This window comes from Chloroflexota bacterium (genome assembly GCA_020161265.1).
GTDB lineage: Bacteria > Chloroflexota > Chloroflexia > Chloroflexales > Herpetosiphonaceae > Herpetosiphon.
The window spans coordinates 40,505-66,211 of sequence record JAIUOC010000011.1 but is presented as its reverse complement, the minus strand read 5'-3'; the positions used below and the strand labels follow the sequence as shown (position 1 = coordinate 66,211).

At 50.4% G+C, this 25,707-nt stretch carries 20 protein-coding genes; 13 read left to right on the top strand and 7 right to left on the bottom strand.

The genetic code is table 11. From position 1 onward, the window contains the following. Nucleotides 1–33 precede the first annotated feature (33 nt). From LCH85_22845 to LCH85_22830, 4 genes are all read right to left on the bottom strand, one after another. Nucleotides 34–579 carry a PadR family transcriptional regulator gene (locus tag LCH85_22845; protein ID MCA0354843.1) on the bottom strand — a complete coding sequence of 182 codons (546 nt, stop codon included), beginning with the start codon at nt 577–579 and terminating at the stop codon, nt 34–36. 275 nt (nt 580–854) lie between these two features. Next, a complete protein-coding gene (locus LCH85_22840; GenBank protein MCA0354842.1) occupies nt 855–1,847 on the bottom strand; it encodes an aldo/keto reductase in 993 nt (330 codons plus the stop codon). A gap of 143 nt (nt 1,848–1,990) precedes the next feature. Then, entirely contained in the window at nt 1,991–2,398 is a 408-nt protein-coding gene (gene cdd / locus LCH85_22835) for a cytidine deaminase (GenBank protein MCA0354841.1), read from the bottom strand. Continuing rightward, complete coding sequence (locus LCH85_22830; GenBank protein MCA0354840.1) at nt 2,388–3,632, bottom strand: hemolysin family protein; 1,245 nt, start codon at nt 3,630–3,632, stop codon at nt 2,388–2,390. The genes cdd and LCH85_22830 overlap by 11 nt, the downstream gene beginning before the upstream one ends. A 540-nt stretch (nt 3,633–4,172) precedes the next feature. Here LCH85_22830 and LCH85_22825 point away from each other — a divergent pair. From LCH85_22825 to LCH85_22810, 4 genes are all read left to right on the top strand, one after another. Further along, nucleotides 4,173–4,544, top strand: coding sequence for a helix-turn-helix domain-containing protein (locus LCH85_22825; protein MCA0354839.1), 372 nt, complete (start codon nt 4,173–4,175; stop codon nt 4,542–4,544). Between the two features lie 173 nt (nt 4,545–4,717). Next, nucleotides 4,718–5,716, top strand: a complete 999-nt coding sequence (locus tag LCH85_22820; GenBank protein MCA0354838.1) for a hypothetical protein — start codon at nt 4,718–4,720, stop codon at nt 5,714–5,716. A 75-nt stretch (nt 5,717–5,791) separates the two neighbouring features. Beyond that, entirely contained in the window at nt 5,792–7,153 is a 1,362-nt protein-coding gene (locus LCH85_22815; GenBank protein ID MCA0354837.1) for a hypothetical protein, read from the top strand. 107 nt (nt 7,154–7,260) lie between these two features. Continuing rightward, entirely contained in the window at nt 7,261–8,418 is a 1,158-nt protein-coding gene (locus tag LCH85_22810) for a carboxylate-amine ligase (GenBank protein MCA0354836.1), read from the top strand. Between the two features lie 64 nt (nt 8,419–8,482). Here the strand turns inward: LCH85_22810 and LCH85_22805 are convergent, their stop codons facing one another. Then, nucleotides 8,483–8,947 (bottom strand): hypothetical protein, encoded by a 465-nt coding sequence (locus LCH85_22805; GenBank protein MCA0354835.1) that lies wholly within the window; start codon nt 8,945–8,947, stop codon nt 8,483–8,485. 607 nt (nt 8,948–9,554) lie between these two features. Between LCH85_22805 and LCH85_22800 the strand changes: the two genes are divergently transcribed. From LCH85_22800 to ndk, 6 genes are all read left to right on the top strand, one after another. Further along, nucleotides 9,555–10,532, top strand: a complete 978-nt coding sequence (locus LCH85_22800) for an aldo/keto reductase (protein MCA0354834.1) — start codon at nt 9,555–9,557, stop codon at nt 10,530–10,532. Between the two features lie 135 nt (nt 10,533–10,667). Beyond that, entirely contained in the window at nt 10,668–11,201 is a 534-nt protein-coding gene (locus LCH85_22795; GenBank protein MCA0354833.1) for an HNH endonuclease, read from the top strand. An 11-nt stretch (nt 11,202–11,212) separates the two neighbouring features. Beyond that, nucleotides 11,213–11,605: a response regulator gene (locus tag LCH85_22790; protein ID MCA0354832.1), complete on the top strand. Its 393-nt coding sequence runs from the start codon at nt 11,213–11,215 to the stop codon at nt 11,603–11,605. 210 nt (nt 11,606–11,815) lie between these two features. Then, nucleotides 11,816–17,080, top strand: a complete 5,265-nt coding sequence (locus LCH85_22785; GenBank protein ID MCA0354831.1) for a tetratricopeptide repeat protein — start codon at nt 11,816–11,818, stop codon at nt 17,078–17,080. Between the two features lie 32 nt (nt 17,081–17,112). After that, complete coding sequence (locus LCH85_22780) at nt 17,113–17,460, top strand: roadblock/LC7 domain-containing protein (GenBank protein ID MCA0354830.1); 348 nt, start codon at nt 17,113–17,115, stop codon at nt 17,458–17,460. A gap of 142 nt (nt 17,461–17,602) precedes the next feature. Then, complete coding sequence (gene ndk / locus LCH85_22775; protein MCA0354829.1) at nt 17,603–18,052, top strand: nucleoside-diphosphate kinase; 450 nt, start codon at nt 17,603–17,605, stop codon at nt 18,050–18,052. A 48-nt stretch (nt 18,053–18,100) separates the two neighbouring features. On the opposite strand, the gene LCH85_22770 is transcribed toward ndk, so the two are convergent. After that, the gene (locus LCH85_22770; protein MCA0354828.1) at nt 18,101–20,305 is read right to left on the bottom strand and encodes a glycosyltransferase family 39 protein; all 2,205 of its coding nucleotides are present in this window, start codon (nt 20,303–20,305) and stop codon (nt 18,101–18,103) included. A 378-nt stretch (nt 20,306–20,683) separates the two neighbouring features. Between LCH85_22770 and LCH85_22765 the strand changes: the two genes are divergently transcribed. From LCH85_22765 to coaBC, 3 genes are all read left to right on the top strand, one after another. Then, on the top strand, nt 20,684–20,845 hold the full coding sequence (locus LCH85_22765; protein MCA0354827.1) for a hypothetical protein: 162 nt from the start codon (nt 20,684–20,686) through the stop codon (nt 20,843–20,845). A 12-nt stretch (nt 20,846–20,857) separates the two neighbouring features. Then, the gene (locus LCH85_22760; protein MCA0354826.1) at nt 20,858–22,609 is read left to right on the top strand and encodes a PDZ domain-containing protein; all 1,752 of its coding nucleotides are present in this window, start codon (nt 20,858–20,860) and stop codon (nt 22,607–22,609) included. A gap of 73 nt (nt 22,610–22,682) precedes the next feature. Next, the gene (gene coaBC / locus LCH85_22755; protein MCA0354825.1) at nt 22,683–23,885 is read left to right on the top strand and encodes a bifunctional phosphopantothenoylcysteine decarboxylase/phosphopantothenate--cysteine ligase CoaBC; all 1,203 of its coding nucleotides are present in this window, start codon (nt 22,683–22,685) and stop codon (nt 23,883–23,885) included. A 97-nt stretch (nt 23,886–23,982) separates the two neighbouring features. Here the strand turns inward: coaBC and LCH85_22750 are convergent, their stop codons facing one another. Then, nucleotides 23,983–25,695, bottom strand: coding sequence for a proline--tRNA ligase (locus LCH85_22750; GenBank protein ID MCA0354824.1), 1,713 nt, complete (start codon nt 25,693–25,695; stop codon nt 23,983–23,985). Nucleotides 25,696–25,707 lie beyond the last annotated feature (12 nt).

The following is a 25,707-nucleotide window of genomic DNA, read 5'->3' as shown; positions in this document are numbered from 1 at the left end:
TTGGGTTGCCGAAGAGCGTGGCTATTGTTTGGGCTAAGCTTGGTTAAGTTGCTGGCGAATCTGAGTTAAATAGGTTGTTAGCCAATCATGTTCCGCTTGAATCATGGTTTCGGTATAGTCAAATAAGCCTTGAATATGCCAAGATTGAGTTTGTTCTTCAGCACGACGTTGTTGCACCCGCCCGATTTGCGCCCGTAACTCCTCACAATAGTGCTCCAAAGCCACCACAACCTCGCTTAGCTCAAGTAGTGGTAAATTGGCCATGCCCAAAAGTAGCGCTGAATAGCGTTGTTGCGGTACACTCAGCATCGTGCGTAGGCTCTCTTGCAAAGCGACCCGCCCACTTGGTAGAATGTTGTAGACCATACGTGATGGTCGCCCATCGCCCTGAGATGTTTCGCCCGCGACCAATTGCGCTTGCTCAAGCTTTTTGAGCAAATAATAGATCGACGAAAAAGCAATTTCCGTCCACGAGCGCATCCCCCGCGCCTGAATAATTTGTTCGAGCTCATAGCCATAGCGTGGCTGCTCTGCCAACAAGCTTAAAATCGCCGCCTCAGCCTGAGTCAACTTTTTCATAGCACGTATATCCTAGTAGTAGAATAGTGTCTATCTAGATTATTGAATAATCAGGGGTTTGTCAAGGTGAATTCAGGGGGGAAGCATTGTAGGGATGAGGGATGAAGGATGAAATTTAACCACGAAGGACACGAAGATGCCTAGGCTATCGGCTGTTGACTATTGGCTATCGAAGATCATGGTGATTCCCAAAATTATTCCGATAGCCTAGAGCCTTCAGCCAACATAGCCTCAACCTTCGTGTTCTTCGCGCTCTTCGCGGTTAAACAAATAGTTTAGCCTTGCAAAATGCTAGTGATTTGCTGCATTTGAGCAGGATTCAATGGGCCAAATTGCAGCGCCTTGGCGTTTTCACTGGCTTGAGCGACGGTGCGGAAGCCTGGGATTGGCAGGGTTTGGCTGCTGCGCCCCCACAACCACGCCAAAGCACCTTGGGTCAGCGTGCGGCCTTCGCTGGTCAACACTTCGCGCAAGGCTTCGAGCTTTTTAAGCCATTCAGGGTTGGGCTTGCCAGCCTGAAATCCTTCGAACCATGCGACTTTGCTGCGCACATCGTCGCTGCTAAAGCTCGTGCTGGGGGTGAATTTTCCCGTCAATAAACCCATTGCCAACGGTGCTCGGTTGATGCTGGCTAAATTGTGGGCTTCGCAAAAGGCAATAATTGCATCGCTCTCGCCGGTGCTATGGCCATGCAATAAATTCAATTGTTGTTGCACAGCAATACAATGTGGGCCTTCAGCAAAGAGTTCAATCGCATCAAGCCGATCGGTGCTCCAACCATAGCCGCGAATTTTGCCCTCGCTCACCAAACTTTCGAGCGTATCGCGCACCGGGGCGGCATCTTCGACCGGATAGCCCCACAAGTGAAATTGCAACAAATCAACATAATCGGTGTTGAGCCGTTTGAGGCTGGCTTCTAGTTGTTGGCGAATTTCGGCAGGGCTAATCGGAATTTGCTCAAACGAATCTTTGCTGCCTTCATCCCAGCTATTGCCAAATTTAGTGGCTAGAATCACCTGATCGCGGCGGCCAGCGATCGCTTGGGCAATAATTTGCTCACTATGGCCACAACCATAGACATTGGCAGTATCAAGAAAATTAACGCCTAATTCAAGCGCCGCATGAATTGCCTGAATTGATTCAGTGTCGTCAACTTGGCCCCAACCTGAGGGATTGCCATTGTGATTGAATGGGCCGCCAATCGCCCAACAACCTAAACCTAAAGCACTGACTTCAATGCCACTCTTGCCAATAGTTCGCTTGAGCATGCCTGTGTCTCCCTGCTAAATATTCGTCGTTGCCAGCATTCTAAACATTTGCGTGCGCTCTAAGTCAATACCCCAATTTTGAGCAATCCAAAAAGCCCTTGTGCAACACAAGGGCCTTGGTCGAATATATATTTTAGTTTTGATTAACGGTTGTGATTGAGACTTTCAGGAGAAAAGCCACCAGGCAGCAGCTCGCGTGGCGTAGTATGTTGGGTTTGCTCGGCCAAATTTGCCAGCAGCACAGGAAGATCGGGCGCAAGTTCAAACATAAATTGGCGACACATACCACAGGGTGCAACTGGGCCAGGCGTATCAGCCACAACTGCTAACGCGATAAATTCTGTTTCGCCAGCGCTCCAAGCCGCAGCGAGGGCTGAACGTTCAGCACATAAACAGACTGGATAGGCGGCATTTTCAATATTACAACCATGGAATATGCGACCGCTGGCGGTCAGAACTGCTGCGCCAACTTTGAAACGTGAGTATGGCGTGTAAGCTCGTTCGCGGGCGGTTTTGGCGTTGGCCAACAGGGCTTGGTAGTCAACCATCATCGGTATTACTCCCAACCTCGGCAAACTCGTGTTCGGCATGGGCTAAGCTTACACGTAGGCGTTGTGGTCGCAAGCCTTGAATCGTAACAACCTCAATTGTTGTATCTCCAGCTTGGATAACATCGCCGACTTTGGGCATTGAGCCTAACATAGACAAAACGAAGCCACCGAGACTATCTACATCGTCATTGATTAATGTTAACTCTGTGGCATCATTGACTGCATCAATTGAGACCCGACCATCGAACAGCCATTCGTGAGGGCCAACCTGTTGAATCGGCGCTTCTTCGCTATCGAACTCATCTTGAATTTCGCCAACGATCTCTTCCAGCAAATCCTCAATTGTGACTAAGCCCGCCGTGCTGCCATATTCATCGACGATAATCGCCATATGCACTTTGCGGCTTTGCAAAGCCCGCATCAAATCATCAACTTTGATCGAATCGGGCACAAAATAGGGCTGGCGTACCAACGAGCGCAACGGAGCATCACGCAACCCATCACGCAACAGCGGAAACAGATCCTTAGCGTACAACACTCCGAGCACATGGTCAATTGACTCGTCGTAGATTGGCAACCGCGAATGGCCAGCACTAATAAACAAATTCAGCGCTTCTTCCATCGAGGCCGTCGCAGCCAAACCGACGATATCAATCCGTGGGACCATGACTTCACGCACAGCCGTATCGCTAAATTCAAAAATACCCTCGATCATGTCGCGCTCTTCGGCCTCGATCACGCCCTCTTCTTCGCCGACGTTGACCATTAATTTTAGTTCTTCTTCGGTGACGATGTGAGGATGCTGGCCTGTTACCAGGCCAATTGGGCGAGCAATTTGGCGTAAGAGCCATTGCATTGGCGCAACCAGCCACAGCAAAATCCGCAATGGACGCACCGTCCAAAGCACCATACTATCGGGATAAGCAGTGGCGAGGGTTTTGGGTAAGGTTGTGCCGATGGTGAGCCAAATCAGCAGAAAGATCAATAGAAACGAGGCCTGCTGCCAACCAGTGCGATTGGCGACAAACGTCAAGAGCAGCGCCGTTGCTCCAATTGTTCCAACCGTACTGAGCAACAATGTCCCAATGCGCAGATGATAGGGGTCTTCCAACAGGCGCATAGCCACGTTGGCGCGGCGTTCGCCGTTCTCCAACAGCGTATTCATTCGGTGGCGTGAGATAGTAGAGAGCGCTGCTTCGGCTGCTGATGCGACACTCACAATAATGAGACACATCGCAAGCCCAAGCAGCTCTAAACTAGATGCAGGGTCCATGGGTTCAATCGGCTTCAATCGGGCCTTACGGCGTTATTATGGCTGGCTGGTTGTGGACGCAGCAGCAACAATCCAGATTGTCGCCTTCGTCCTCCTCGAACTAGAGTTATAGATTTCGGTACTATGCAGTATGAGGCATATTGTGGGTGAATGCAAGAGGTCAACCGTTAACGTTTTCATGGTTAATATGAAGAAGCTTATTGATGATTGATCCACGAAGAACACGAAGAGCACGAAGCGAGCTATGGCTATTGGCTCGAAGATCATTTGAGATATCAACAATTGTTCCGCTAGCCTGAAGCCTGTAGCCACCCATGCTCTGCGTCTCTGCGTTAAAATCTTCACCTTCGCGTTCTTCGCGGTTAAATTTCATCCCTCATCCCTCATCCCTCATCCCTCATCCCTCATCCCTCATCCCTCATAATTCTTCCTTTTTTGTTGGGTTTTCTTGTACAATGCAAGCGAATCGCAACCGAATTAGCAGCAAGATAGGAGATTGGCATGGCTAGTTTGAGTGAGGCTATTGGCGCAATTATCAAACGCAAACGCTCTCGCGATCGCTTAACCCAAAATGATTTAGGCGCAAAAGTTGGAGTTTCTGGCTCGTATATTAGCGCGGTTGAGGCTGGCAATACTTCACCCCGCATTGCCGAAGTTGAAGGCTTGGCCCAAGTTTTTCGCACGACTGCCTTAGAAATGATTAGTGAAGCAGCCTCGACCGAAACCAAAATCTACTCTGATTCGCGGCGGGAACAAGAAGCATTGCTCTCAATTTTTACCACGCTTAGCCCGGATCGCCGCCAGCAAGTTTATGAATTTGTCTTGTTCCAGCGCGATTTACAAGATCGTAACGATGATAAGCGCAATAACTAGCGATTGATGGTCAATAATCTGCTTGTGCTAGCAATTGATCGAGAATTCTGCTGGTAGCAATTTTGGCGTAGCACGGCTGGATATGCTATGATGCGCCTCGCAACGAAGCAGCATCCACAAAGTTACCCACAGAATTTTCCCTCAAAGCCTAGTCCGCTACAAGGAGGTTTTGCTTGGCAAAAGCAAAAAAAGCTGATAAGAAAATTGGGGTCATGGTTGGGCGTGAATGGTCGTGGCCGCCAGCATTTATCGAGGAAGTCAATCGGCGCAATGTTGGCGTAACCGCCGAATACCTGCAATTGGGCGGGACGGCCATGAACGAGCCAAATGAGTACGCTGTCATCGTTGATCGGATCTCCCACGAAATTCCCTACTATCGCACCTATCTCAAAAATGCTGTGCTCCAAGGCACGGTTGTGGTCAATAACCCGTTTTGGTGGAGTGCCGATGATAAGTTTTTTGGCGCTTCGCTCTCCGATGCGATTGGGGTTAAACATCCACGCACGATTGCCTTGCCCTCACATTCGTATGTCGAAGGCGTGGTCGATGAATCGCTGCGCAATTTGATCTACCCGATTCCGTGGGAAGATCATGTCGAGGCGGTCGGGGGCTTTCCGGTAATTCTCAAGCCAGCTTGGGGCGGCGGTTTCAAGCAAGTATTCAAACTTTATACCTATGATCAATTGTACGATGCCTATAACACCACTGGGACTGAGTGTATGATGCTGCAAGAGTGCATCGAATGGGAAAAATATGCCCGCGTGATGTGTATTGGCAAAGAGCATTTTATGGTGATGAAGTTTGATGCCAACGCCCCATGGCCACATCGCTATTTCCACGAACCTGGCTTCCTCACGCCCGAAGAAGGCCAACAAGTGCTCGATGGCGCACGCAAGCTCAATGAAGCCCTTGGTTATGATATGAACACGGTCGAGTTTGCGATTAAGGATGGCATCGCCTATGCCATCGATTTTACCAACCCAGCTCCCGATATGGATATCAACTCTTTGACCGACCACTATTTCCCGTGGGTGGTCAATGCCATGGCTGATATGTGTATCGATTATGCCTTAGGTAAGCGCAAACAAACCAAAGTGACCTATCAATGGAACTCGTTGCTGACGGCGACGAGCAAGCCCAAGGCGCGTTCAAGTAAAACCAGCGAAGAATAATCGCTACAAGCCAGCGAACATAGCCCATTTAAATACCTTCGGCTATGTTCGCTGTTGCTATTCATGGAGCGGCCTATGTTAGAGCAAGCGATTCGTGATTATCACGCCCTCCTCACGCCCGATCTCGCTCGTGCTTCTCAAGAACGTCTCACTAGCCTACAACAGCAACAAAATCTTTTTTTTGGCACCCGTCCGTTGTGTAATGTGCTACGCCCGCATTTTCTCAGCGCCGAGCAATCGAGCTTGATCGAGCGCGTCTCGCAGCTGGTGGCCGAAGCGTCGCGCACGGTGGTTGAGTATGCGTTGCGCACGCCTGAGGTACTCGATCTGCTGGCCTTGACCGAGGGTGAACATCAATTAATTAGGTATGAGCCTGGCTACCGTGAATTGAGTGTTTCTTCACGACTTGATTCATTTTTAACTAGCGATAGTAGCTCGTTTCAATTTGTTGAATATAACGCCGAAAGCCCCGCCGCAATTGCCTACGAAGATATTCTTTCGCAGGTGTTCGAGCAATTGCCGATTATGCAAGAGTTTCAGCGCCACTATCGGGTTGAAAGTTTGCCTGCTCGCCAACGCTTGTTGGAAGCTTTTTTGGCGGTTTATCGCGAATGGGGCGGTACAGGCGAGCCAAAAATTGCCATTGTCGATTGGCATGGCTTGCCAACGCTTTCGGAGTTTCAACTATTTCAGCAATATTTTGCTGAACATGGCTTGAAAACAGTGATTTGTGCGCCGGAAGATTTGCGCTATCAGGCTGGCACGCTGTATGCCAATAACACACCAGTTAATTTTGTCTATAAACGCTTGTTGACGACCGAATTTTTGCAGCGTTTGGGCAATGAAGCCTTTGAACATCCATTAACCCAGGCCTACCGCGATGGAGCGATTTGTTTGGCCAATAATTTTCGTGCCAAGTTGCTGCACAAAAAAATGATCTTTGGCTTGTTATCTGATCCGACGATCACTAGCGCCGCTGGAATTAGCTCAGCCACCCAACAACAACTTGCCCAGCACATTCCTTGGACGCGGCGAGTGGCAGCTGGCCGCACCGATTATGCTGGCACAGAAGTTGACCTACTGGATTTTATTCGGCAAAACCGCGATCGACTGTTGCTCAAACCAAACGACGATTATGGCGGCCAAGGGATTACGATTGGCTGGGAAACCGAGGCCGAAGCTTGGGATTTGGCACTGCAACAGGCCTTAACTGAGCCATTTGTGGTGCAAGAACGGGTGGTGATCGCCTACGAGGATTATCCAGCTATTGTCGATGGTCAATTGCATATCGGCCAGCGCTTGGTCGATACTGATCCATTTTTATTTGGCAGCGAAGTTCAAGGTTGTCTGACGCGCTTATCGACCGTGACGTTGCTGAATGTGACCGCTGGCGGCGGCTCAACCACACCAACGTTTCAGCTCTCTAAATTGAGCTAAATCTCACCATAGACAAGCGCAAAAACATCAACTATTCTAAAGGGCAATACCACTGGCAGCAACCCACCCAAAGCCCACTATCAACTGACACACCAACGGGGGATCTTATGGAATATCGTGATCCGGGGCATCCGCATTTTCCTTTTACGATTGGGATCGAAGAAGAATATCAGATTATCGATCCTGAAACCCGCGAATTAAAATCGTACATCACCCAAATTCTCGATGAGGGTCAGTTGATTTTACGCGAACAGATGAAGCCCGAAATGCATCAATCGATTGTCGAAGTGGGCACGCATGTCTGTCGCACGGTCGAGGAAGCTCGCGCCGAGATTATTCGTTTGCGTGGCGCAATTGGCAGTTTGGCCGCGAGCAAGGGCTTGCGAATTGCCGCTGCTGGCACTCACCCATTTTCATCGTGGCAAAAGCAAGATATTTATCCCCACGAGCGCTATTATGGCGTGATTGAGGAGATGCAAGAGGCAGCGCGGCGCTTGCTGATTTTTGGCATGCATGTGCACATCGGCATGCCTGATAACGAAACCTGCATCGAAATTATGAATGTGGCGCGTTACTTTCTGCCGCATTTATTGGCGCTTTCAACCTCATCGCCCTTTTGGATGGGGCGCAAAACTGGCTTTCAATCCTATCGCTCAATCATTTTCACCAACTTTCCACGCACTGGCATTCCCGACACCTTCCAATCGTATGCGGAATTTGAGCAATATATCAACATTTTGCTCAAAACTCATAGCATCGACAATGGCAAAAAAGTGTGGTGGGATGCGCGGCCACACCCGATGTTTGGCACGCTAGAAGTGCGGATTTGCGATATTGCCACCAAAGTTGATGAAGCAATTATGATCGCTGGCTTGGTTCAGGCGATTTTTGTCAAAATTTATAGCTTATTCCGCCAAAACCAAACCTTCCGCGTGTATAGCCGTGCATTGATCAATGAAAACAAATGGCGGGCGGCGCGTTATGGCCTTGGTGGCAAGCTGATCGATTTTGGCCGTCGTGAAGAATTATCAGCCCACGATTTGATGATTGAATTACGTGAGTTTGTTGATGATGTGGTTGATGACCTTGGTTCGCGATCAGCGATCGATTATATTGACCAAGTGCTCAAGCATGGCACCAGCGCCGAACGTCAACTGCGCACCTACGAAGAAACTGGCGATATCAAAGCGGTTGTTGATCAACTGATTCGCGAAACCATGGAAGGTGTGCCGCTCGATCAGGCAACTCAAGTAGTCAGTGGCTAAACTCCATCCAACCCCTCGTCCATTGCCGTGGGCGAGGGGCTTTGATGCTCTGCTTGGCCTTAATTTAGGCACTATCGCAACCAAACCGATTGACCCGCCAGCGAATATTTAATGTTGGTGCGGCAACTGGAGCGCTCTGTGGATCGACATAACGAACATACACCTCGCTCCAATCTGGTTGACATCCGCCAGCGTGATGCGCAATTGTCAGCTCGACAAAACCCTTGATTGAAGCATGTTCAAAGCGCATACTTATTGCTGGTTGGTTGATTGTGGTTGCTTGCACGTGCCAAGCGCGTTTGGCTAGCGCATTGAGGTAAAAATCCTCAAGCTCGCGTGGTTCAAGCGGTTGCAACAAATAATAATGCAGCGCTTGGCCATTATGCCGAACGTTAGAACTATCCAAATAAATCGGGAAATCGTCGATTGGGCCAAGTGCTGCATACGCCTGAACTGGCTCAAACACCATCAGCAACACAAATATCAGAAAGCTACCTCCTACGATTGTGATCATCAGTTTTCTCAGCATTGCTCTCTCCTATCCAATCTAATTCGCTATTCCACTCAACTCTGAGTATAGTGAGTGCTGATCGACAGAAGTAGCAGATTTAGAGCAGAATTGTTGCAAGCATGCAGCTAAAAAGCCAAGAGCAGCGCCGTAGCACTGCTCAAACGATCACAACCACTAGTAGCTTAAGTTTTAGTTTGAATGTTTGATAAGGCTGCGAGCCATGGCACACCATCGGGCCGTTGTTTCGCAGATTTGCCCTGAGCTAGAGCCTCTCACCGCACTAGCTTTGAGCAGGGTAGCGCCTCTCACCGCACTACCGTTCAACTCCTTATCAGTAACTCAGACCTCCTTGATTGCTGGTTAGTTTGTGTTTCAAAGTTCTTCGCTCACAAAAGAGTATAGCAGCGAGCCTCGCTAAAAAAGTCGCAAAAAAGTCGCAGCTTTGGTTACGATCTTGCGACTTTTGATTCATGAGCGGTCAGAATCCAAGGATCGGGAGGTTTAAAGCAGAGGGATGTGGCTATGGGCTATTCGGAACATGCGGTGGTACTTCAATAGTTAATAGCCTATCTTCGTGCCCTTCGTGTTCTTCGTGGTTACAAAACCTAAATTAGGAGGAAAATCCATGCGCTATCGTAAATTAGGCCGAACCGGATTGAAAGTTTCGGAATTATGTTTGGGAACCATGACTTTTGGCTGGAGTGTTGAAGAGCCAGAATCATTTGCGATAATGAGCCAAGCCCTTGATGCTGGGATTAATTTCTTCGATACTGCCGATGTTTATTCGCGTTGGGACCCACGTTCATATGCTGGCAAAACTGAGGAAATTATCGGGCGTTGGTTGGCCGAAGAGCCAAGTCGCCGCGATAAAGTGGTTTTAGCAACCAAAGTTCGCGGCCAAATGGGCGATCAGCCGAACGATCAAGGGCTTTCGCGCAAACATATTATTGCAGCAGTTGATGCTAGCTTGCGGCGCTTGCAAACTGATTATATCGACCTCTATCAAACCCATTTCCCCGACGGCGAAGTGCCAATCGAAGAAACCTTGCGGGCGCTTGATGATTTGGTGCGAGCTGGCAAAGTGCGCTATATCGGCTGCTCGAATTATCGCGCATGGCAATTGATGGAAGCCCTGTGGACAAGCGATAAACTGAATCTCGCCCGCTACGATTCGCTACAACCACATTATCATTTGCTCAATCGAGCCGAATTTGAGCGCGAATTGCAACCAGTTTGTGTCAAGTATGGAGTTGGCGTGATTGTCTATAGCCCGTTGGCGGGTGGCTTATTGACTGGCAAGTTTCGGCGGGGTCAGCCCATTCCTGAGGGTACACGGGTTGCTGAACGTGGCCGTGATGACAAACGCTTGAGCGAGCCATTGTGGAAATTAATCGATCAGCTGGAAGTGTTAGCTGAGAAGCACCAAAAAACCATTCCCCAACTGGCAGTGGCGTGGGTCACAGGTGCACCAGCGATCACCTCGGCGATTATTGGGGCAACCAGCAGTGGTCAACTCCACGATACCTTGGGTGCAGCCGATTTTGAGTTGAGTAGCGAAGATCGGGCCATTTTGGACAACCTAAGTGCTTGGGAGAACGTCTAAACATCATTCGGATGGCCGACGAAGCTCCATCGTAAGATTGGTTTTTGCTGAGAAACGTTGCCAAGGCGTAGGGGCAATGATACAATACCACGGGCAACTACATCGCATCTTCCATGTCGAAGGAGTTTGATCGCGATGAACTCTCCCGTACTCGTCCTCAACCATAATTACGAGCCACTCAATATCTGCTCTGCACGTCGTGCCTTGATGCTTGTGTTGGGTGGTAAAGCCGAAGTGTTGGAACACAACCACGCCGTGTTGCACACGACCAACGACACCATTGCTTGTCCGTCGGTCATCCGACTGGGCCATATGATTCGTCGTCCCTTGCCCAATGTCAAGCTTTCTCGCCGCGAAATTTTCCGTCGCGATCACTACACTTGCCAATATTGTAATCGGATCAGTGCTGATCTCACGCTTGACCATGTGTTGCCGCGCCATCGAGGTGGTGCACATAGCTGGGAAAATCTGGTAAGCGCCTGCCGAACGTGTAATCATCGCAAAGGTGGGCGAACTCCCGAGGAGGCACGAATGCGCTTAATTCGGCCACCCTTTCGCCCGTTTGCTAGCCCATACTATTTAATCGAACGCCGAATGCATGGGCTTGGTCTTGAAGAATGGCGTAAATTTTTGCCTGCGTCCTTTCAGACCGTGGAGGACGATCAATAAGGAGTTGTGGTATGTTACAGCGCATAGCGGTGGTCGATGATTCGAGTGAATTTCAACAGTTAATTGATGTGATGTTGCAATACCTTGGCATTCAGGAAATTCACCATTGGGCTTCGAGCCTCGAAGCATTGCCAAAGTTGTTACAAAACCCACCAGAACTCCTGGTTCTTGATGTGATGATGTCGGGAATGGATGGGTTGAACGTTTGGCGTGAATTGCGTGCTCAGCCTCAAACCCACAGCCTACCAGTGATCATTTGCACCGCTGCGATTAATAGCATCGTGCATCAAGAAGCTGATCTCAATAACGATCCATTAACCGTAGTTTTGCCAAAACCGTTTACGCTTGATGAATTGCGTCAGGCCATAGGGCGGGTCGCACCACTTTGGCAAGTGGCAGCCTAACGACAAAAAGCCGTAGTTAATTTGGCCTAAAAATGCGAATTAGCGCACTGTAATGCTATTTCTGCTTGCGTAGCATCAACGGGTACGCTATAATACTTTCGCATTTTACGCCATTATTCTTTAGCAATTCGCCCAAATCCACGATCTATAAATTAATTGATCGACACGGATTATCAGATGCGCTGGATGCACAGCGCAGGGAGGAGCGGCATGGCTCTCACCACGATCCAAGCACTCTACGATGAAGCACGGTCTGCTCTCGAAACAGGGAAGGAGGAGCGTGCCATTGGTGCGAGTGAGCATCTGCTTGAATCGTTTCCCTATTATCTTGAAGCGTACCGTATCCTCGGCGAATCGTATCTTAACCGCCAAGATTTAGCCAAAGCCGTCGAAGCCTTTGAACGGGTCTTACGTTCTGACCCCGAAAATATCCCTGTCCATGTGGGCTTGGGGGTAACTTACGAGCGTCAAGGCAACCTCGCAGCGGCGATCCGCGAGTTTGAGCAAGCATTTGAAATTAAGCCCGATTTGCCTGAGTTGCGCTCGCAAGTGTTGCGTTTGTATACCGAGGCTTGGGGTAGCGAAAACGCCCGAATCTTGCTGAAAAAGGCAGGTCTCGGGCGTATGTATGTGCGCGGACGACGCTTCGATAAGGCGATTCAGGAATTTAACGATGTGCTCGCCGATGACCCCAAACGGGTGGATATTGCGGTAGCGCTGGCTGAAGCACTCTGGCGTAATGGCCAAGAGGCTGAAGCCGCCGAAGTTGCCAGCGATATTCTGCGCGATTACCCCGATATGCTCAAGGCCAATTTGATCTTGGGCTATCATTTGTTGGCCGCTGGCGACCCCAAAGGCCGTAAGCTGTGGCAACATGCCCAGCAACTCGACCCCAGCCAAGGCGTAGCCTATGCTTTGTTCGATGGGATGCTGCCACCAGTCGAAGCCCCCGATACCAAAATCGAGGCCTTCGATGAGGCTGCTTGGAAAGCCAAAAAGGCTGAAAAGGCCGAAAAAGAGCGGCTTGCCCGCGAAGCTGCCGAACAAGTCGAGCGTGATCGCTTGGCCGCCGAGCAAGCCAGCAAAGCTCCCGCCGCCTCTTGGTTGGCCGAAGTTGAGGCTGCCCCAGTTGCGGTCGGGGTTGCGGCTAACGCTGACGATGATTTCTTGCGCAGCTTGTTGTTTGGCGATTTTGGGGCAGCCCCAGCTAGCCCTGCACCCGCAGCGGTTGCAATCGCCGAGCCAGAATACGATGTCGATTTCAATCTCGATGATTTGGGCTTAGATCTTCAGCCCTTCTCGCTCGATGAAGTTGATGATGTTCCCAGCAATAAAACGCCAACGCCAGCCCCGGAGCCACTAGCCGCTCCAACCAAGCCTGCTCCTGAGCCAGTAGTTGCCAGCAATGATGATTTTGATTTGCCTGATGATGTAACGCCCTTCACCTTTGGCGATTGGGATGAAAGCAGCATTGACGATATTCCAGGTACTGGCGCGGATACTGGTAAGTTGCCCGAGCAATTACAGCCATTCTCCTTGGAAAATTTTGATGATGTGCAGCCTGAAACTAGCTCCAAAGCCCAAGATGATGATTTGGCTTTACCAAATACCTTAAAGCCATTCTCGCTTGATGAACTGAGCTTTGATTCAATCGACACACCATCAGAGCCAAGCATGCCCTTCAGCCGCGATTTATCCAGCTTCCCCGATACCGATCAAGAATCAGGCGGTTTTAGCTGGCAACAACCACGTTCACGCTCGCGCTCAATCTTTGGGGCGCAACCTGAACCAGAGTTCAATCAAGACGAAGAAGATGATGCTGGAATTTTCAACCGCATGGTGATCAAGAAGCAGACGCAAACTCTGCCACCATTGGTTGAGCCAGTCTATGATCCTGCTGATTCTGACGATGAGGCAATGAACTTCTTCTCGAATGATGATGTTGATTTGCGTAATTATGATGAGCATGATCTGCACACTGCTGATACTGAGCCTGCAATTACGCCATTCTCATTAACTGAATTGGGCTTGGATGCCGATGAAATTGCCGATTACAATGCCATGGGCAATCTTAGCCAACCGCAAACCCAAGTCGATGAAGAATTGGAAATCAAGCCCTTCTCGTTGACTGAACTTGGCTTGAGCGATGATGAAATTGCCTTGCTGCAAGCTGGCGAAGATAGCGCTTTGCCCACCGACCCAACCAACGATGAATCGGGCTTAACCCCATTTTCCTTAAATGAATTTGGTTTTGATCCGCCTGCAACTAACGACGATCAAGGCTTCAACTTCGATGAGCCAAGCATTACGCCCTTCTCGCTCGATGATTTAGGGCTTGATCCTGAGGAGCAAGCGCTTTATTCAGGCGAGTTCAACCCAACACCTGCGGCTGAACCCACGCCCAAGGTTGAAGAAGAGCCAAACATGACTCCCTTCTCCTTGACTGATTTGGGGCTTGATGCTGATGAAATTGCTCAATTTGAAGCAATGGATCAAGCACCAGCTGCCGCCGATGATGAATTTAGCTTCGATGGTGGTTTACAGCCCTTCTCGCTCGATGATTTGGGCTTTGATCAAGAACCTCAAGCTTACGAAGAACCAGTGCGCGAACTAAGCGATAGCTCACAACCCTTCTCCTTGAACGATATTGGCTTATCAGCAGAGGAAATTGCGGCAATTGAGCAAGCTGGCCAAAATCAAAGCGATGACCCGGTGTTTGATGCGCTCTTGGGAATTGGCCAAGAGCAAGGCTATGTCGATTTGACCGATATCATCAATCAGTTCGATGATCCTGAATCGCAAACCGAGGAAATCGACCGCATCGCTTTGGCCTTACACGATAATGGTATTCAAATTCGCGATGGCGATGAAGTAATTAATATGGACGAGGAGTTCTCTGGTGACGAGGCTGAAGCCTATGAAACCGAAGAACCACTTGAAAACTTCATTGCTGGCGATTTCGACCAGCCAACTGCCGAAGCCGAGCCAGAAATGACTCCGTTCTCGTTGACGGATTTGGGCTTGAGCGCCGAAGAAATCGCGATGTTGAATGGCGAAACCAGCGACGCGGCAACCGAAGAACCCGCACCATTCTCCTTTGATAATTTCGAGCTAGAGCAACCGGCAACGGACGCCGAGCCAGAAATGACTCCGTTCTCGCTGACGGATTTGGGCTTGAGCGCCGAAGAAATCGCGATGTTGAATGGTGAAACCAGCGAAGCAGCGGCAGAAGAACCCGCACCATTCTCCTTCGATAATTTCGAGCTAGAGCAACCAGCAACGGACGCCGAGCCAGAAATGACTCCGTTCTCGTTGACGGATTTGGGCTTGAGTGCTGAAGAAATTGCAATGTTGAATGGTGAAACCAGCGAAGTGGCAACCGAAGAACCAGCACCATTCTCGTTTGATAATTTCGAGCTAGAGCAACCCAGCGCCGAAGCCGAGCCAGAAATGACTCCGTTCTCGCTGACTGATTTGGGCTTGAGTGCTGAAGAAATTGCAATGTTGAATGGCGAAACCAGCGAAGTGGCGGCAGAAGAACCAGCACCATTCTCCTTCGATAATTTTGAGCTAGAGCAACCAGCAACGGACGCAGAGCCAGAAATGACTCCGTTCTCGTTGACGGATTTGGGCTTGAGCGCCGAAGAAATCGCGATGCTGAATGGCGAAACCAGTGAAGCGGCAACCGAAGAACCAGCGCCATTCTCATTCGATAATTTTGAGCTAGAGCAACCGACAACGGATGCCGAGCCAGAAATGACTCCGTTCTCGCTGACGGATTTGGGCTTGAGCGCCGAAGAAATCGCGCTGTTGAATGGCGAAACCAGTGAAGCGGCAACCGAAGAACCAGCGCCATTCTCGTTTGATAATTTCGAGCTAGAGCAACCGGCAACGGATGCCGAGCCAGAAATGACTCCGTTCTCGCTGACCGATTTGGGCTTGAGCGCTGAAGAAATTGCGATGTTGAATGGCGAAACCAGCGAAGCGGTGACTGAAGAACCAGCGCCATTCTCATTTGATAATTTCGAGCTAGAGCAACCAGCAACGGACGCCGAGCCAGAAATGACTCCGTTCTCGCTGACCGATTTGGGCTTGAGCGCTGAAGAAATCGCGCTGCTGAATGGCGAAACCAGCGAAGTGGCGGCAGAAGAACCAGCGCCATTCTCATTTGATAATTTCGAGCTAGAGCAGCCAACTGCTGAAGCCGAGCCAGAAATGACTCCGTTCTCGCTGACCGATTTGGGCTTGAGCGCTGAAGAAATTGCGATGTTGAATGGCGAAACCAGCGAAGTGGCGGCAGAAGAACCCGCACCATTCTCGTTTGATAATTTCGAGCTAGAGCAGCCAACAGCTGAAGCCGAGCCAGAAATGACTCCGTTCTCGCTGACCGATTTGGGCTTGAGTGCCGAAGAAATCGCCGCGTTGGAAGGTACAAGCGCAGCTGAACCAGAGATCGAAGCCGAAGAGCCTGATATGTCGCCCTTCACCTTTGATCAACTAGGCTTGAGCGCCGAAGAAATTGCCGCTTTGGAAGGCAACGAAGCACCAGCCAGCGAGCTAGAACCTGATCTCACGCCATTCTCGCTAGCCGATTTGGGCTTGAACGATGATGAAATTGCCTCATTGCAACAAGGCGACGATGATCGAAGCTTGAAGCTGAGCGAAGAAGAATTGATGGGTATCGATTTTGCTTTGCCAAGTGCCGAGCCAGAACCAGAGCCAGTGGTCGAAGCAGCGCCAGCCGAACCCGAAATGACTCCATTCTCGTGGGAAGATTTGGGTTTGAGCGACGATGAAATTGCCATAATCGAGTCGCCAGCCGAGCCAGTGGTTGAGGCTGCGCCAGTTGTGGTCGTGCCAACGCCGCCTGCAATTGTCGAAACACCACCGGCAATTATCGCCACACCTACGCCCAAAGTTGAGCCAGAGGCCGATAACAAACGTGCTCCGTTGTATCCAGTTTCATCACGGCCACGTGAAGAAGAGCAACGCCCACGTGCACCGTTGTATAACGTCTCGCCACGCCGTGAACCAAAACCAGCGGCTGAAACGCCGGTGGTTGAAACCTCGCCCGTGGTGGCTCAAACACCAACACCAGTAGCAGCAGCACCTGTGGCTAGCCCGACGGTTACGCCAAGCAGTGGCAGTGCTGGCGGCGATGGCCCAGACTTTAGCGAATACTACCAACAACTTGAGGCCGACCCAAACAACCATGGCTTGCGAATGGCCTTGGCGCGGATGATTAGTCAGACCGCCTCGGTTGATCAAGCCTTAAACGAATACAAACGGCTGATTAAACAAAATCAACTGATGGATCAAGTAGTTGATGATCTGCAAGATCTGATTGAGTCGCACGATGATCCAGGCTTGCTCCAACGGCTGCACCGTGCTTTAGGTGATGCCTATTCTAAGCAAGGACGCTGGCGTGAAGCGATGGATGAGTATGGCTGGGTGCTAAATAAACCACGTCGTTAACGCACCAAGCAACTGAAGAAAGGCTAGACCCTATGCGTCATATCGTTGAGGACTTAATTCGGGTTGAAGGGGTTATCGGCAGCCTCTTAGTGGGCCGCGATGGTTTGGTTATCGCCAGCACTTTAATCGAAGATGAAGATGCTGAAGTATTGGGCGCGATGTCGGCAGCAGTATTCGGCGAAATTGATAAAGCGACCAAACGGATTGGGATTGGCACGTTGGTTGATGCAATTATTGATGCCAAAGATGGTTCGATTCTGTTGCTCGAAGCTCGTGATGTTATTCTGACTGTGGTAACGCAACGAATGGTTAATCTTGGTTTGGTCAAGATTGAAATGCGCCGCGCTGCCAAAAATATTAGCAAGGCAGTGCCGATTTAGGCCTGTTGGCGGTTTGTTGAGCGAGTCACCTTGATTGGTGGCTCGCTTTTTTTATGGCCGCTTGGCTAAATATGCTACAATGCCCACGGTCGTGTAAACGATTCTTTCTTTGATTAACCAAGCATAATGGAGGCATTTCCCTGTGGAAAAGTCATTGATCATCTTAAAGCCTGATGCAGTTCAACGTGGTTTAATTGGGCCAATTTTGACCCGCTTGGAAGCTCGCGGCTTGAAATTTATCGGCATCAAATTGTCGCAAGTTAGCAGCGATTTGGCCCACAAGCACTATGGCGTACACGAAGGCAAGCCATTTTTCGCTGGCTTGGTTTCATACATTACCTCAGGCCCAGTGCTGGTTGTTGCAGTTGAAGGCAAAGATGTGATCGAAATTGTGCGCTCAACTGTTGGCGCAACCAATCCCGTCAAGGCTGCCCCTGGCACGATCCGTGGCGATTTTGGTGTGAACATCGGGCGCAACTTGATCCACGCCTCAGACTCACCTGAAAATGGCGAACATGAAGTGGCCTTGTTCTTCAGCAGCGAAGAATTGATCCGCTCAGAACGCTCAGTCGATCAATGGATTACCGAGTAATCTAGCTCGTTGATGCGCCTTGGGATGGCTAAACATCCCAAGGCTTTTTTATTTAACTTCGACCCGATCAAGCTGAAAACCCAATAAACGCAATGGATCGGATGCCCGCGAACTGACCCGCGTTGCTAAATCTTCGGGGCCACTGACAAAGGTGCTACTAGCAAATTCAATCAGTAAATCGCTGCCTTGTGCTTGGGCGGGCAAAGCAATTTCGAGCCAATGCCAGGTTGGTTGTAGTTGATAACTATCGATTAATTGGCCGTTGAGGCTAACGCTAATGCGGGTTGGTTGCCAATCGTTGGTAAAGCCATTCAGGTGTAAGCGCAAGGTTTGAGCTTGACCAGTCGCCGCTTGTGGTAAACGCAAAGCCGATGCTTGGCTGCTCCAACGAAAATCTGGCTGATTATGCTCACTCTGATAGAAACCGCGCACATAGCCATAATCCAAGCCAGAGCCAAGATCGATGGTGGTGGTTGGCACAACAGTCAAATAATCCCACGCCCAAGCCAGATCATTAATAATTTCGACATCGCGGAAATTAAAACGGGCGACTGCTGCGCTAATTTGGCCTTGGCGTTGCAGCAAATTGCCTTCGAGCATCAAAATGCGGGCCGATTGCACCGGATTATTTTTGGGATTAGCCTGTTGGTAGAAAGTCAAGGCTTGTTCTGGTTTACCTTCGGCTTCGAGCAATTGACCATTGATCAAGGCCAAACAACGCCGCCCAGTATAGCCACTAACGCTAGTATTTTCGCTGCGACCCTCGGCATCAATGCGGTCGTGCAGTTGGCGAGCTGCCACTAAATCGCCAGCTTGCAATAGATCGCGAATTGTCTGGCATTGGTTGGCTTGTTGCACGCCAGCAAAGCCCAAGCGCACATCTTGCCAAACGCTGCGCACCCCGACCGATTCTGGTAAATACAGATACGATGGCAATACTATTAGCCACAATAAGCCTGCACTGGCCCAAGCATAATGCTGCTGACGGCGGCTGGCCCAAGCTTGCGACCACTGCACGATTGCCAACGCTGCATAGATGACCACGAAGGGAATCAGCGGTTGACGAAAACGGGCAATCGCAAAAATCAACGAGCCAACAATAATGTTATAGCCCAACCAACCCAGCACCAAGCCTTTGCCAGCAACCGCTTGCTTGCGCCAAAACCCAAGCACCGCCAAGCCTACAAGCACCACATACAGCGTGTCGTCGAGCAATAGACCCAAAAGATGCGGCACTGGCACGCGGCCATCAACATAGCCATCGGTCAAATGTTCAGCGCTATCAAAGCGTACTTGTAAAATATCTAATAATTCAAGCGCCGTTTTGCTGATAAAGCGCTGTGGATTTTCGCTCAGCCACTCAAACCCTTGGGCATAGGCTTGATTTTGCCGCGCTGCCTGCGAGCCTTGGCAAACTAAGCCATTGCCACCACACAAAATCTCGGCTAGGCGGGTGCCATTGCGGCCATCAGGCGTGGCAATTTGCGCACCGAGGGCAAAATTATAACCACCAGTCGTATCGACCAAAATTAAGCCATCGCCGTTGCTCCAACGATTGGTTGCAAAGGCTGTCCACGGCAAGACAATTACACAAACGCTGAGCGTAAAGCCAAGCACTGGTTTAATCATGGCTTGCCAGCGTGGGCGTTGATTGCGCCAGATTTGCCAAGCAATCCACAAGGCAGGTAAAGGCAGCCAGGTTAAAATGATCGCTCGGGTCAGGGCTGCAAAGCCAAAGGTTACCCCAGCCAAGAGCAAATCGCGCCAATGGCGGGTGCTAGCCCAGCGCAATAACAACAAATTTGCCGCCAAGAAGATGCTCAAAAACAGCGTTTCTGAAAGCATAAAATAGCTGAATGCGGCAAATGAATAGCCCAGCGCCATCAGCCAGCCAGTAATTAAGCTAACCCGTGCTTGGTGTTCAGTTGGAGCAAGCCGCTTGGCAATCCGCATGGTCAGCCAAACTCCCAAAACGCTGATCAAGGCTTGACTGAGGCGGGGAGCCCACAACGCGCTATTGCCAAAAAGCTTGATATGTGCCGCCAAAAAACTAATATACAGCGGCGGACGCGTCCAGATCCAGCTATCGAAAAACTGAAATTCGCGGCCTTGCGCTAGCCAGATGGCCGCGCCCCAGTATTCGCCTTCGTCACTGATCCAATCGTTATAGGGCAAAAGCCACCAGGTGGCGAGGCGCAGGCCCAAAGCAACCGCCAAAATGATGCAGGTATGCAGCGTGTATCGTTTCATCATATTCGCAAGATCATCGCTGATCGTTGATCACTAAAATGCATGTCAAGGCTGCAAGCGTAGACCAGATATTCAAAATATGCAAATAGCGTTTGTAAGGGGGCAGGCTCCAGTTATTTATGTGGCTATGCGGCGATTGATCCACGAAGAACACGAAGCGCACGAAGGAGACATGTCGCTTGGCTAGCGGAGATTGGTTGGAAATGCCAACAATTGTTCCGATAGCCCATAGCCTTCAGCCTAGAGCCTCATCTTCGTGTCCTTCGCGGTTAATTCTAGCCCCTGAACCCTGACCCCTAGCCCCTGACCCCTGATCCACTTTGTTGGATGGGTTATTTTAAGCTACACTGATAGCGACTCACTTTTATAGGAGTTCTGCTCATGCGCCGTGAGGCTTTATTACTTGCACGGATCACGTGGTTTGCGGGTGTTTTAGGCTTGGTGATTGCGATTATCACCAAACACGATCCGTTGCTGACCACTGCTGGTCTCTTGATTGCCGGTAGCACAATTGGCTATGCGGTTGCTGCCGATAACGATTAAAGGAGTATGCCTGTGTCTGTTGTCCTTGATTACACCCTCGCGATTCCTCAACCTCAACGCCATATCATCAACGTTACATTGCGGATTGAGGGTTTAACGGGTTCTGAAACGTCGTTGCAATTGCCAGCATGGACACCAGGCTCGTATCTGCTCCGTGAATATGCCCGCCATTTGCGTTTTGTCGAGGCTCGTGCCGATGGTCAAGCGCTGGCTATTCATAAAACTGATCGCCTGACATGGCAGGTACAAACCAATGGAGCCAGTGCGATCACCGTAACCTATCAAGTCTATGGCTATGAATTGACTGTGCGTACCAATCACATCGATGCAACTCACGCGCATATCGTGCCAGCCGCCACCTTGCTTTATTTGCCCGAATATCAGTATTGTCAGTACCACGTGCGACTTGAACTACCAAGCACTTGGGAGATTGCCACAGGCTTGCCGCAGTTGGCCGATGGTCGCTACGGCACCAACGATTTAGATGAATTGATGGATTGTCCGTTTGAGGTTGGCGAATTGCGCCGTTATCGCTTTGACGTAGCCGAAAAAGCTCACGAAGTGGTAGTTTGGGGTCATGGCAACGAAGATATCGAGCAAGTGCTGGCCGACACCAAGCAAATTGTTGAAACTGAGCATGCCTTCTGGGGCGATTTGCCCTATGATTATTATTTGTTTATCGTGCTGCTGGCTGGAGCCAATACTTACGGTGGCTTAGAGCATCGTAATTCAACCTCGCTCTTGCTGCCACGCCATGTTTTCAAGCCTAGCAAAACCTATGAACGCGCTCAAGGCCTGATTGCCCATGAGTTTTTTCATACATGGAATGTCAAACGGCTACGGGCTGCCCCGCTTGGCCCCTTCGATTACACCCGCGAAAATTACACCCGTTTGTTGTGGGTCATGGAAGGTTTCACCGAATACTACACCGATTTGATGTTGGTTCGCGCAGGCTTGATGACTCCTCAACGCTACCTTGAGCGCTTGGCCGATGATATTACAACCCTGCAAAATATTCCTGGCCGCTTGGTGCATAGTCTGAGCAGTTCCTCATTCGATGCTTGGATCAAGTTCTATCGACCCGATGAATCAACGCCAAACACCACTGTTTCGTATTATCTCAAGGGTGGGTTGGCGGCATTGGTGCTCGATATGCAATTGCGCGAACGGAGCAATGGTCAGCAATCGCTTGATGATTTGATTCGCTATCTCTATCGGACGTATCCAATCACTGGCCCAGGGATTCCCGAAGCCGATGGCATGCAGCAAGCCTTGCAAGCACTCACAGGCAGCGATTGGAGTGACTATTTCGCCAATTATATCGATGGATTAAGCGAGTTGCCCTACGCCGAAGCCTTTGCCACGGTTGGCTTGCAATTGCAATGGAATTATAAAGATCGTGATGCGCAAGGCAATCCACGGCCCCAGCTTGGGATTCGCAGCAAAGCTGTTGATGGTCGGGTGCAAATTACCCATGTGCTCGATGGCGGCGATGCTGATCGGGCTGGTTTGGCTGCTGGCGATGAATTGATTGCGCTCGATGGTTGGCGCATCGATGAAGATGGCTTGAATAAGCGGCTAGCCGATTATCCAATTGGCGCAACCGTGCAATTAAGCTTCTTTCGCCGTGATGAATTATTGCACTTGCCCGTGACATTCAGCCAACCTAACCCTGATTTCTTGAGCCTAACCTTGGTGAGCCAACCAAGCGCTAGCCAACGCCAACAAGCAGCGACATGGCTCGGTACGCCATTGTTTAAATAGGTTGCAAGGGCGGGTCATTGTTGCGGTTTTAGCTTAGCACAGTGGCCAGCCTTAGCTCATTGAGGAATTTACCATGACCTTGGTTGATCGGCGGATTGTGCTAGGCGTAACAGGCGGAATTGCAGCCTACAAGGTCGTGCAGTTAGCACGCAATTTGAGCCTAGCAGGGGCGTTGGTCGATGTGGTGATGACTGAAGAAGCTACCAAATTTGTCACACCCTTGACCTTTGGCGCATTAACCCATCGCCCAGTGTATACGGATATGTGGCAACTCTCCGAACAAACCGATATTGGCCATGTGACGATTGGCGATCGGGCTGATCTGATCATCATCGCGCCTGCCACTGCCAACACAATTGCCCGGCTGGCCATGGGGATGAGCGATGATATGCTGACCACCACCGTACTGGCTTCGCGTGCGCCAATCTTGCTAGCTCCGGCGATGAATGTGAATATGTGGGCGAATCCTGCTACCCAAGCCAATGTTGCAACCTTGCAAAGCCGTGGTTTCCAAATAATTCCCCCAACTGCTGGGCGTATGGCCGAGCCAATGGTCGGGGTTGGTCGGCTAGCGGAGATCGATCAGATCGAGGCTGAGATTCGTTTGGCCTTGGGTCGGCGTTTTGGGGTATTAGCTGGCAAACGGTTGATTATCACTGCTGGCGGAACGCACGAGGCGATCGATCCAGTGCGCTTCATCGGCAATCGCTCATCGGGCGCGATGGGCTTTGCCTTGGCCGCCGCCGCCCGTGATGCTGGCGCAGATGTACGCTTGATTATCGGCGCAGCTAGTGCCACCCCGCCGCTTGGCACGCAGCACATCTATGCCGAAAGCGCCGCCGCCATGCACGATACCTTGCATCACGAAATTAACCAAGGCTGCGATCTGTTGATTATGGCTGCCGCGGTCGCCGATTATCGGCCTGTGAGTGTGGCCGATAATAAAATCAAAAAAACTGAGCAAGCCGAACAATCCCTGAGTTTGCAACTGACCCAAACCACCGATATTCTGGCCAGCCTCAAAGAGCATACTGGCTTTGTAAAAATCGGCTTTGCTGCTGAAACTCACGATCTTGAGCAGTATGCCCAAGCCAAACTTACGCGCAAAGGGCTTGATGCGATTGTTGCCAACGATGCCCGTACCGCGCTTGGGGCCAGCGATAACGCCGTAACCGTGTTTCATCGCAACGGCCAGCGCTGGGATTTTGGCCGCCAAGCTAAAACTGAACTAGCTCAGCAGTTGGTTGAGTTGTTCAGTGGTTTTTTGAGAACGTAGGGATCGGGGATCAGGGGCTGGGGGTCAGGGACTAGAATTTAACGTAGCGGCACAGAGCAAACTGACCCCTGAATCCTAGTCCCTGATCCCTCAAAAATTAGCTCAGGCTTGCAAACATCGCTTGGCGCACGCCCAACACATGGCTCAGCAGATCGGCCAAAGCAACCATGGTTGTTTCGCCAGTGCTGCGAATTTTGACCTCGGCTTGACCATTTTTCAGGCCACGCGAGCCGATAATCACCTGAATTGGGTTGCCAATCAAATCGGCATCGCCAAATTTATTGCCAGCGTTAACATCGCGATCATCCAACAGCACCGTTACGCCTTGGGCTTGTAAATCGCTGTACAGTTGATCGGCGACGCTTTTGGTTTCAGCATTGCTTTGATAATCAGTGCCAACCACATGGACTTGATATGGGGCAACCGTGATTGGTAGCATCATGCCACGCGCATCGTTGAACTTTTCGATCAACGAAGCCAAAATCCGTTGCACCCCAATACCATAGCAACCCATGATCGCTGGTTGCATCTCGCCTTTTTCGTTGGCGAAGACACATTTCATGGCGGCTGAATATTTGGTGCCCAGTTTGAAGATATTACCAACTTCAATTGCGCGGGCAATCGTCAATGGTTCACCACAGCGGCTACAGGGCTGGCCTTCAAGCACATCGGTCAAATCAACCACTTCGCCTGTGAAATCCCGCTCCCAATTCAAATTGAGATCGTAGTGGACAGCTTTGCCAGCTGCGCCAACCAAATTGCGTTCGGTCGTCAACGCGCTATCGACCAAAATGCGCACGTTTTCGCTGGCCTTGAGGCTGCGTGGAGCTACGCTGGCAAAACCGCTCAAACCATAATTGGCCAATTCGGCTTCGCTGACATTTTGCAATTCAGCGCCAACGGCATTTTGCAATTTGATGTGGTTGATTTCGCGACCTGCTGGGGCATAGGTCACCACCAACACACCTTCGGCTGTTTTATACAACTTAATTTGAATGACGCGAGTTGGCGCAACCCCAAAGTGCCCAGCCAAATCTTTGGTGTTGGCTTCACCTTGGCTTAGGGCTTCGAGCGCAGCAGTTGAGGCTGGGTTGGCTCCAACGGCAACTTCGCGATTGGCCGAATAACCACAGCTTGGACATAAGATCAGGGTATCTTCGCCAGCAGGTGTGACCGCCATAAATTCATGAGCAATCTTGCCACCCATCATGCCTGGGTCAGATTGTACAACTTCGACCGGCAAGCCACAGCGTTGGTAAATTCGCTTGTAGGCATTGAGCACTTGCTCATAATATTGGTCGAGATCTTCGATTGTGGCATGGAAGGAATAGGCATCCTTCATGGTAAACTCGCGCAAACGTATGATCCCGCCACGTGGCCGCGCCTCGTCACGATATTTGGTCTGAATCTGATAGACCATGACGGGCATTTGGCGATACGATTTGATGTAGCGGCGCATGATGTCGGTGACCACTTCTTCATGGGTCATGTTCAACACCATATCTTTGTTATTGCGATCTTTGAAGCGCAGCAATTCTTCGGTTACGCCTTCGTAGCGACCAGTTTCGCGCCAAAGATCAGCGCTGGTGACCACTGGCATCAACAACTCTTGGCCGTCAATCGCATCCATCTCTTCGCGAATAATTTGCGAGATCTTCTGGGTCGAGCGTACACATAACGGCAGCAACGAGTAGATTCCGGCTGATTGTTGCTTGACATAGCCAGCCCGCACCAACAGCGAGTGACTAATTAATTCGGCATCATTTGGTGCTTCTTTGGTGGTACTCGTTGCAAGTTTCGACATTCGCATACGAATTAGTTC

Bases quoted from the DNA above. Each gene is read 5' to 3' on its own strand.
- LCH85_22845 (MCA0354843.1), bottom strand. From the start codon at position 579: ATGAAAAAGTTGACTCAGGCTGAGGCGGCGATTTTAAGCTTGTTGGCA.
- LCH85_22840 (MCA0354842.1), bottom strand. From the start codon at position 1,847: ATGCTCAAGCGAACTATTGGCAAGAGTGGCATTGAAGTCAGTGCTTTA.
- cdd (MCA0354841.1), bottom strand. From the start codon at position 2,398: ATGATGGTTGACTACCAAGCCCTGTTGGCCAACGCCAAAACCGCCCGC.
- LCH85_22830 (MCA0354840.1), bottom strand. From the start codon at position 3,632: ATGTGTCTCATTATTGTGAGTGTCGCATCAGCAGCCGAAGCAGCGCTC.
- LCH85_22825 (MCA0354839.1), top strand. From the start codon at position 4,173: ATGGCTAGTTTGAGTGAGGCTATTGGCGCAATTATCAAACGCAAACGC.
- LCH85_22815 (MCA0354837.1), top strand. From the start codon at position 5,792: ATGTTAGAGCAAGCGATTCGTGATTATCACGCCCTCCTCACGCCCGAT.
- LCH85_22810 (MCA0354836.1), top strand. From the start codon at position 7,261: ATGGAATATCGTGATCCGGGGCATCCGCATTTTCCTTTTACGATTGGG.
- LCH85_22805 (MCA0354835.1), bottom strand. From the start codon at position 8,947: ATGCTGAGAAAACTGATGATCACAATCGTAGGAGGTAGCTTTCTGATA.
- LCH85_22800 (MCA0354834.1), top strand. From the start codon at position 9,555: ATGCGCTATCGTAAATTAGGCCGAACCGGATTGAAAGTTTCGGAATTA.
- LCH85_22795 (MCA0354833.1), top strand. From the start codon at position 10,668: ATGAACTCTCCCGTACTCGTCCTCAACCATAATTACGAGCCACTCAAT.
- LCH85_22790 (MCA0354832.1), top strand. From the start codon at position 11,213: ATGTTACAGCGCATAGCGGTGGTCGATGATTCGAGTGAATTTCAACAG.
- LCH85_22785 (MCA0354831.1), top strand. From the start codon at position 11,816: ATGGCTCTCACCACGATCCAAGCACTCTACGATGAAGCACGGTCTGCT.
- LCH85_22780 (MCA0354830.1), top strand. From the start codon at position 17,113: ATGCGTCATATCGTTGAGGACTTAATTCGGGTTGAAGGGGTTATCGGC.
- LCH85_22770 (MCA0354828.1), bottom strand. From the start codon at position 20,305: ATGATGAAACGATACACGCTGCATACCTGCATCATTTTGGCGGTTGCT.
- LCH85_22765 (MCA0354827.1), top strand. From the start codon at position 20,684: ATGCGCCGTGAGGCTTTATTACTTGCACGGATCACGTGGTTTGCGGGT.
- coaBC (MCA0354825.1), top strand. From the start codon at position 22,683: ATGACCTTGGTTGATCGGCGGATTGTGCTAGGCGTAACAGGCGGAATT.
- LCH85_22750 (MCA0354824.1), bottom strand. From the start codon at position 25,695: ATGCGAATGTCGAAACTTGCAACGAGTACCACCAAAGAAGCACCAAAT.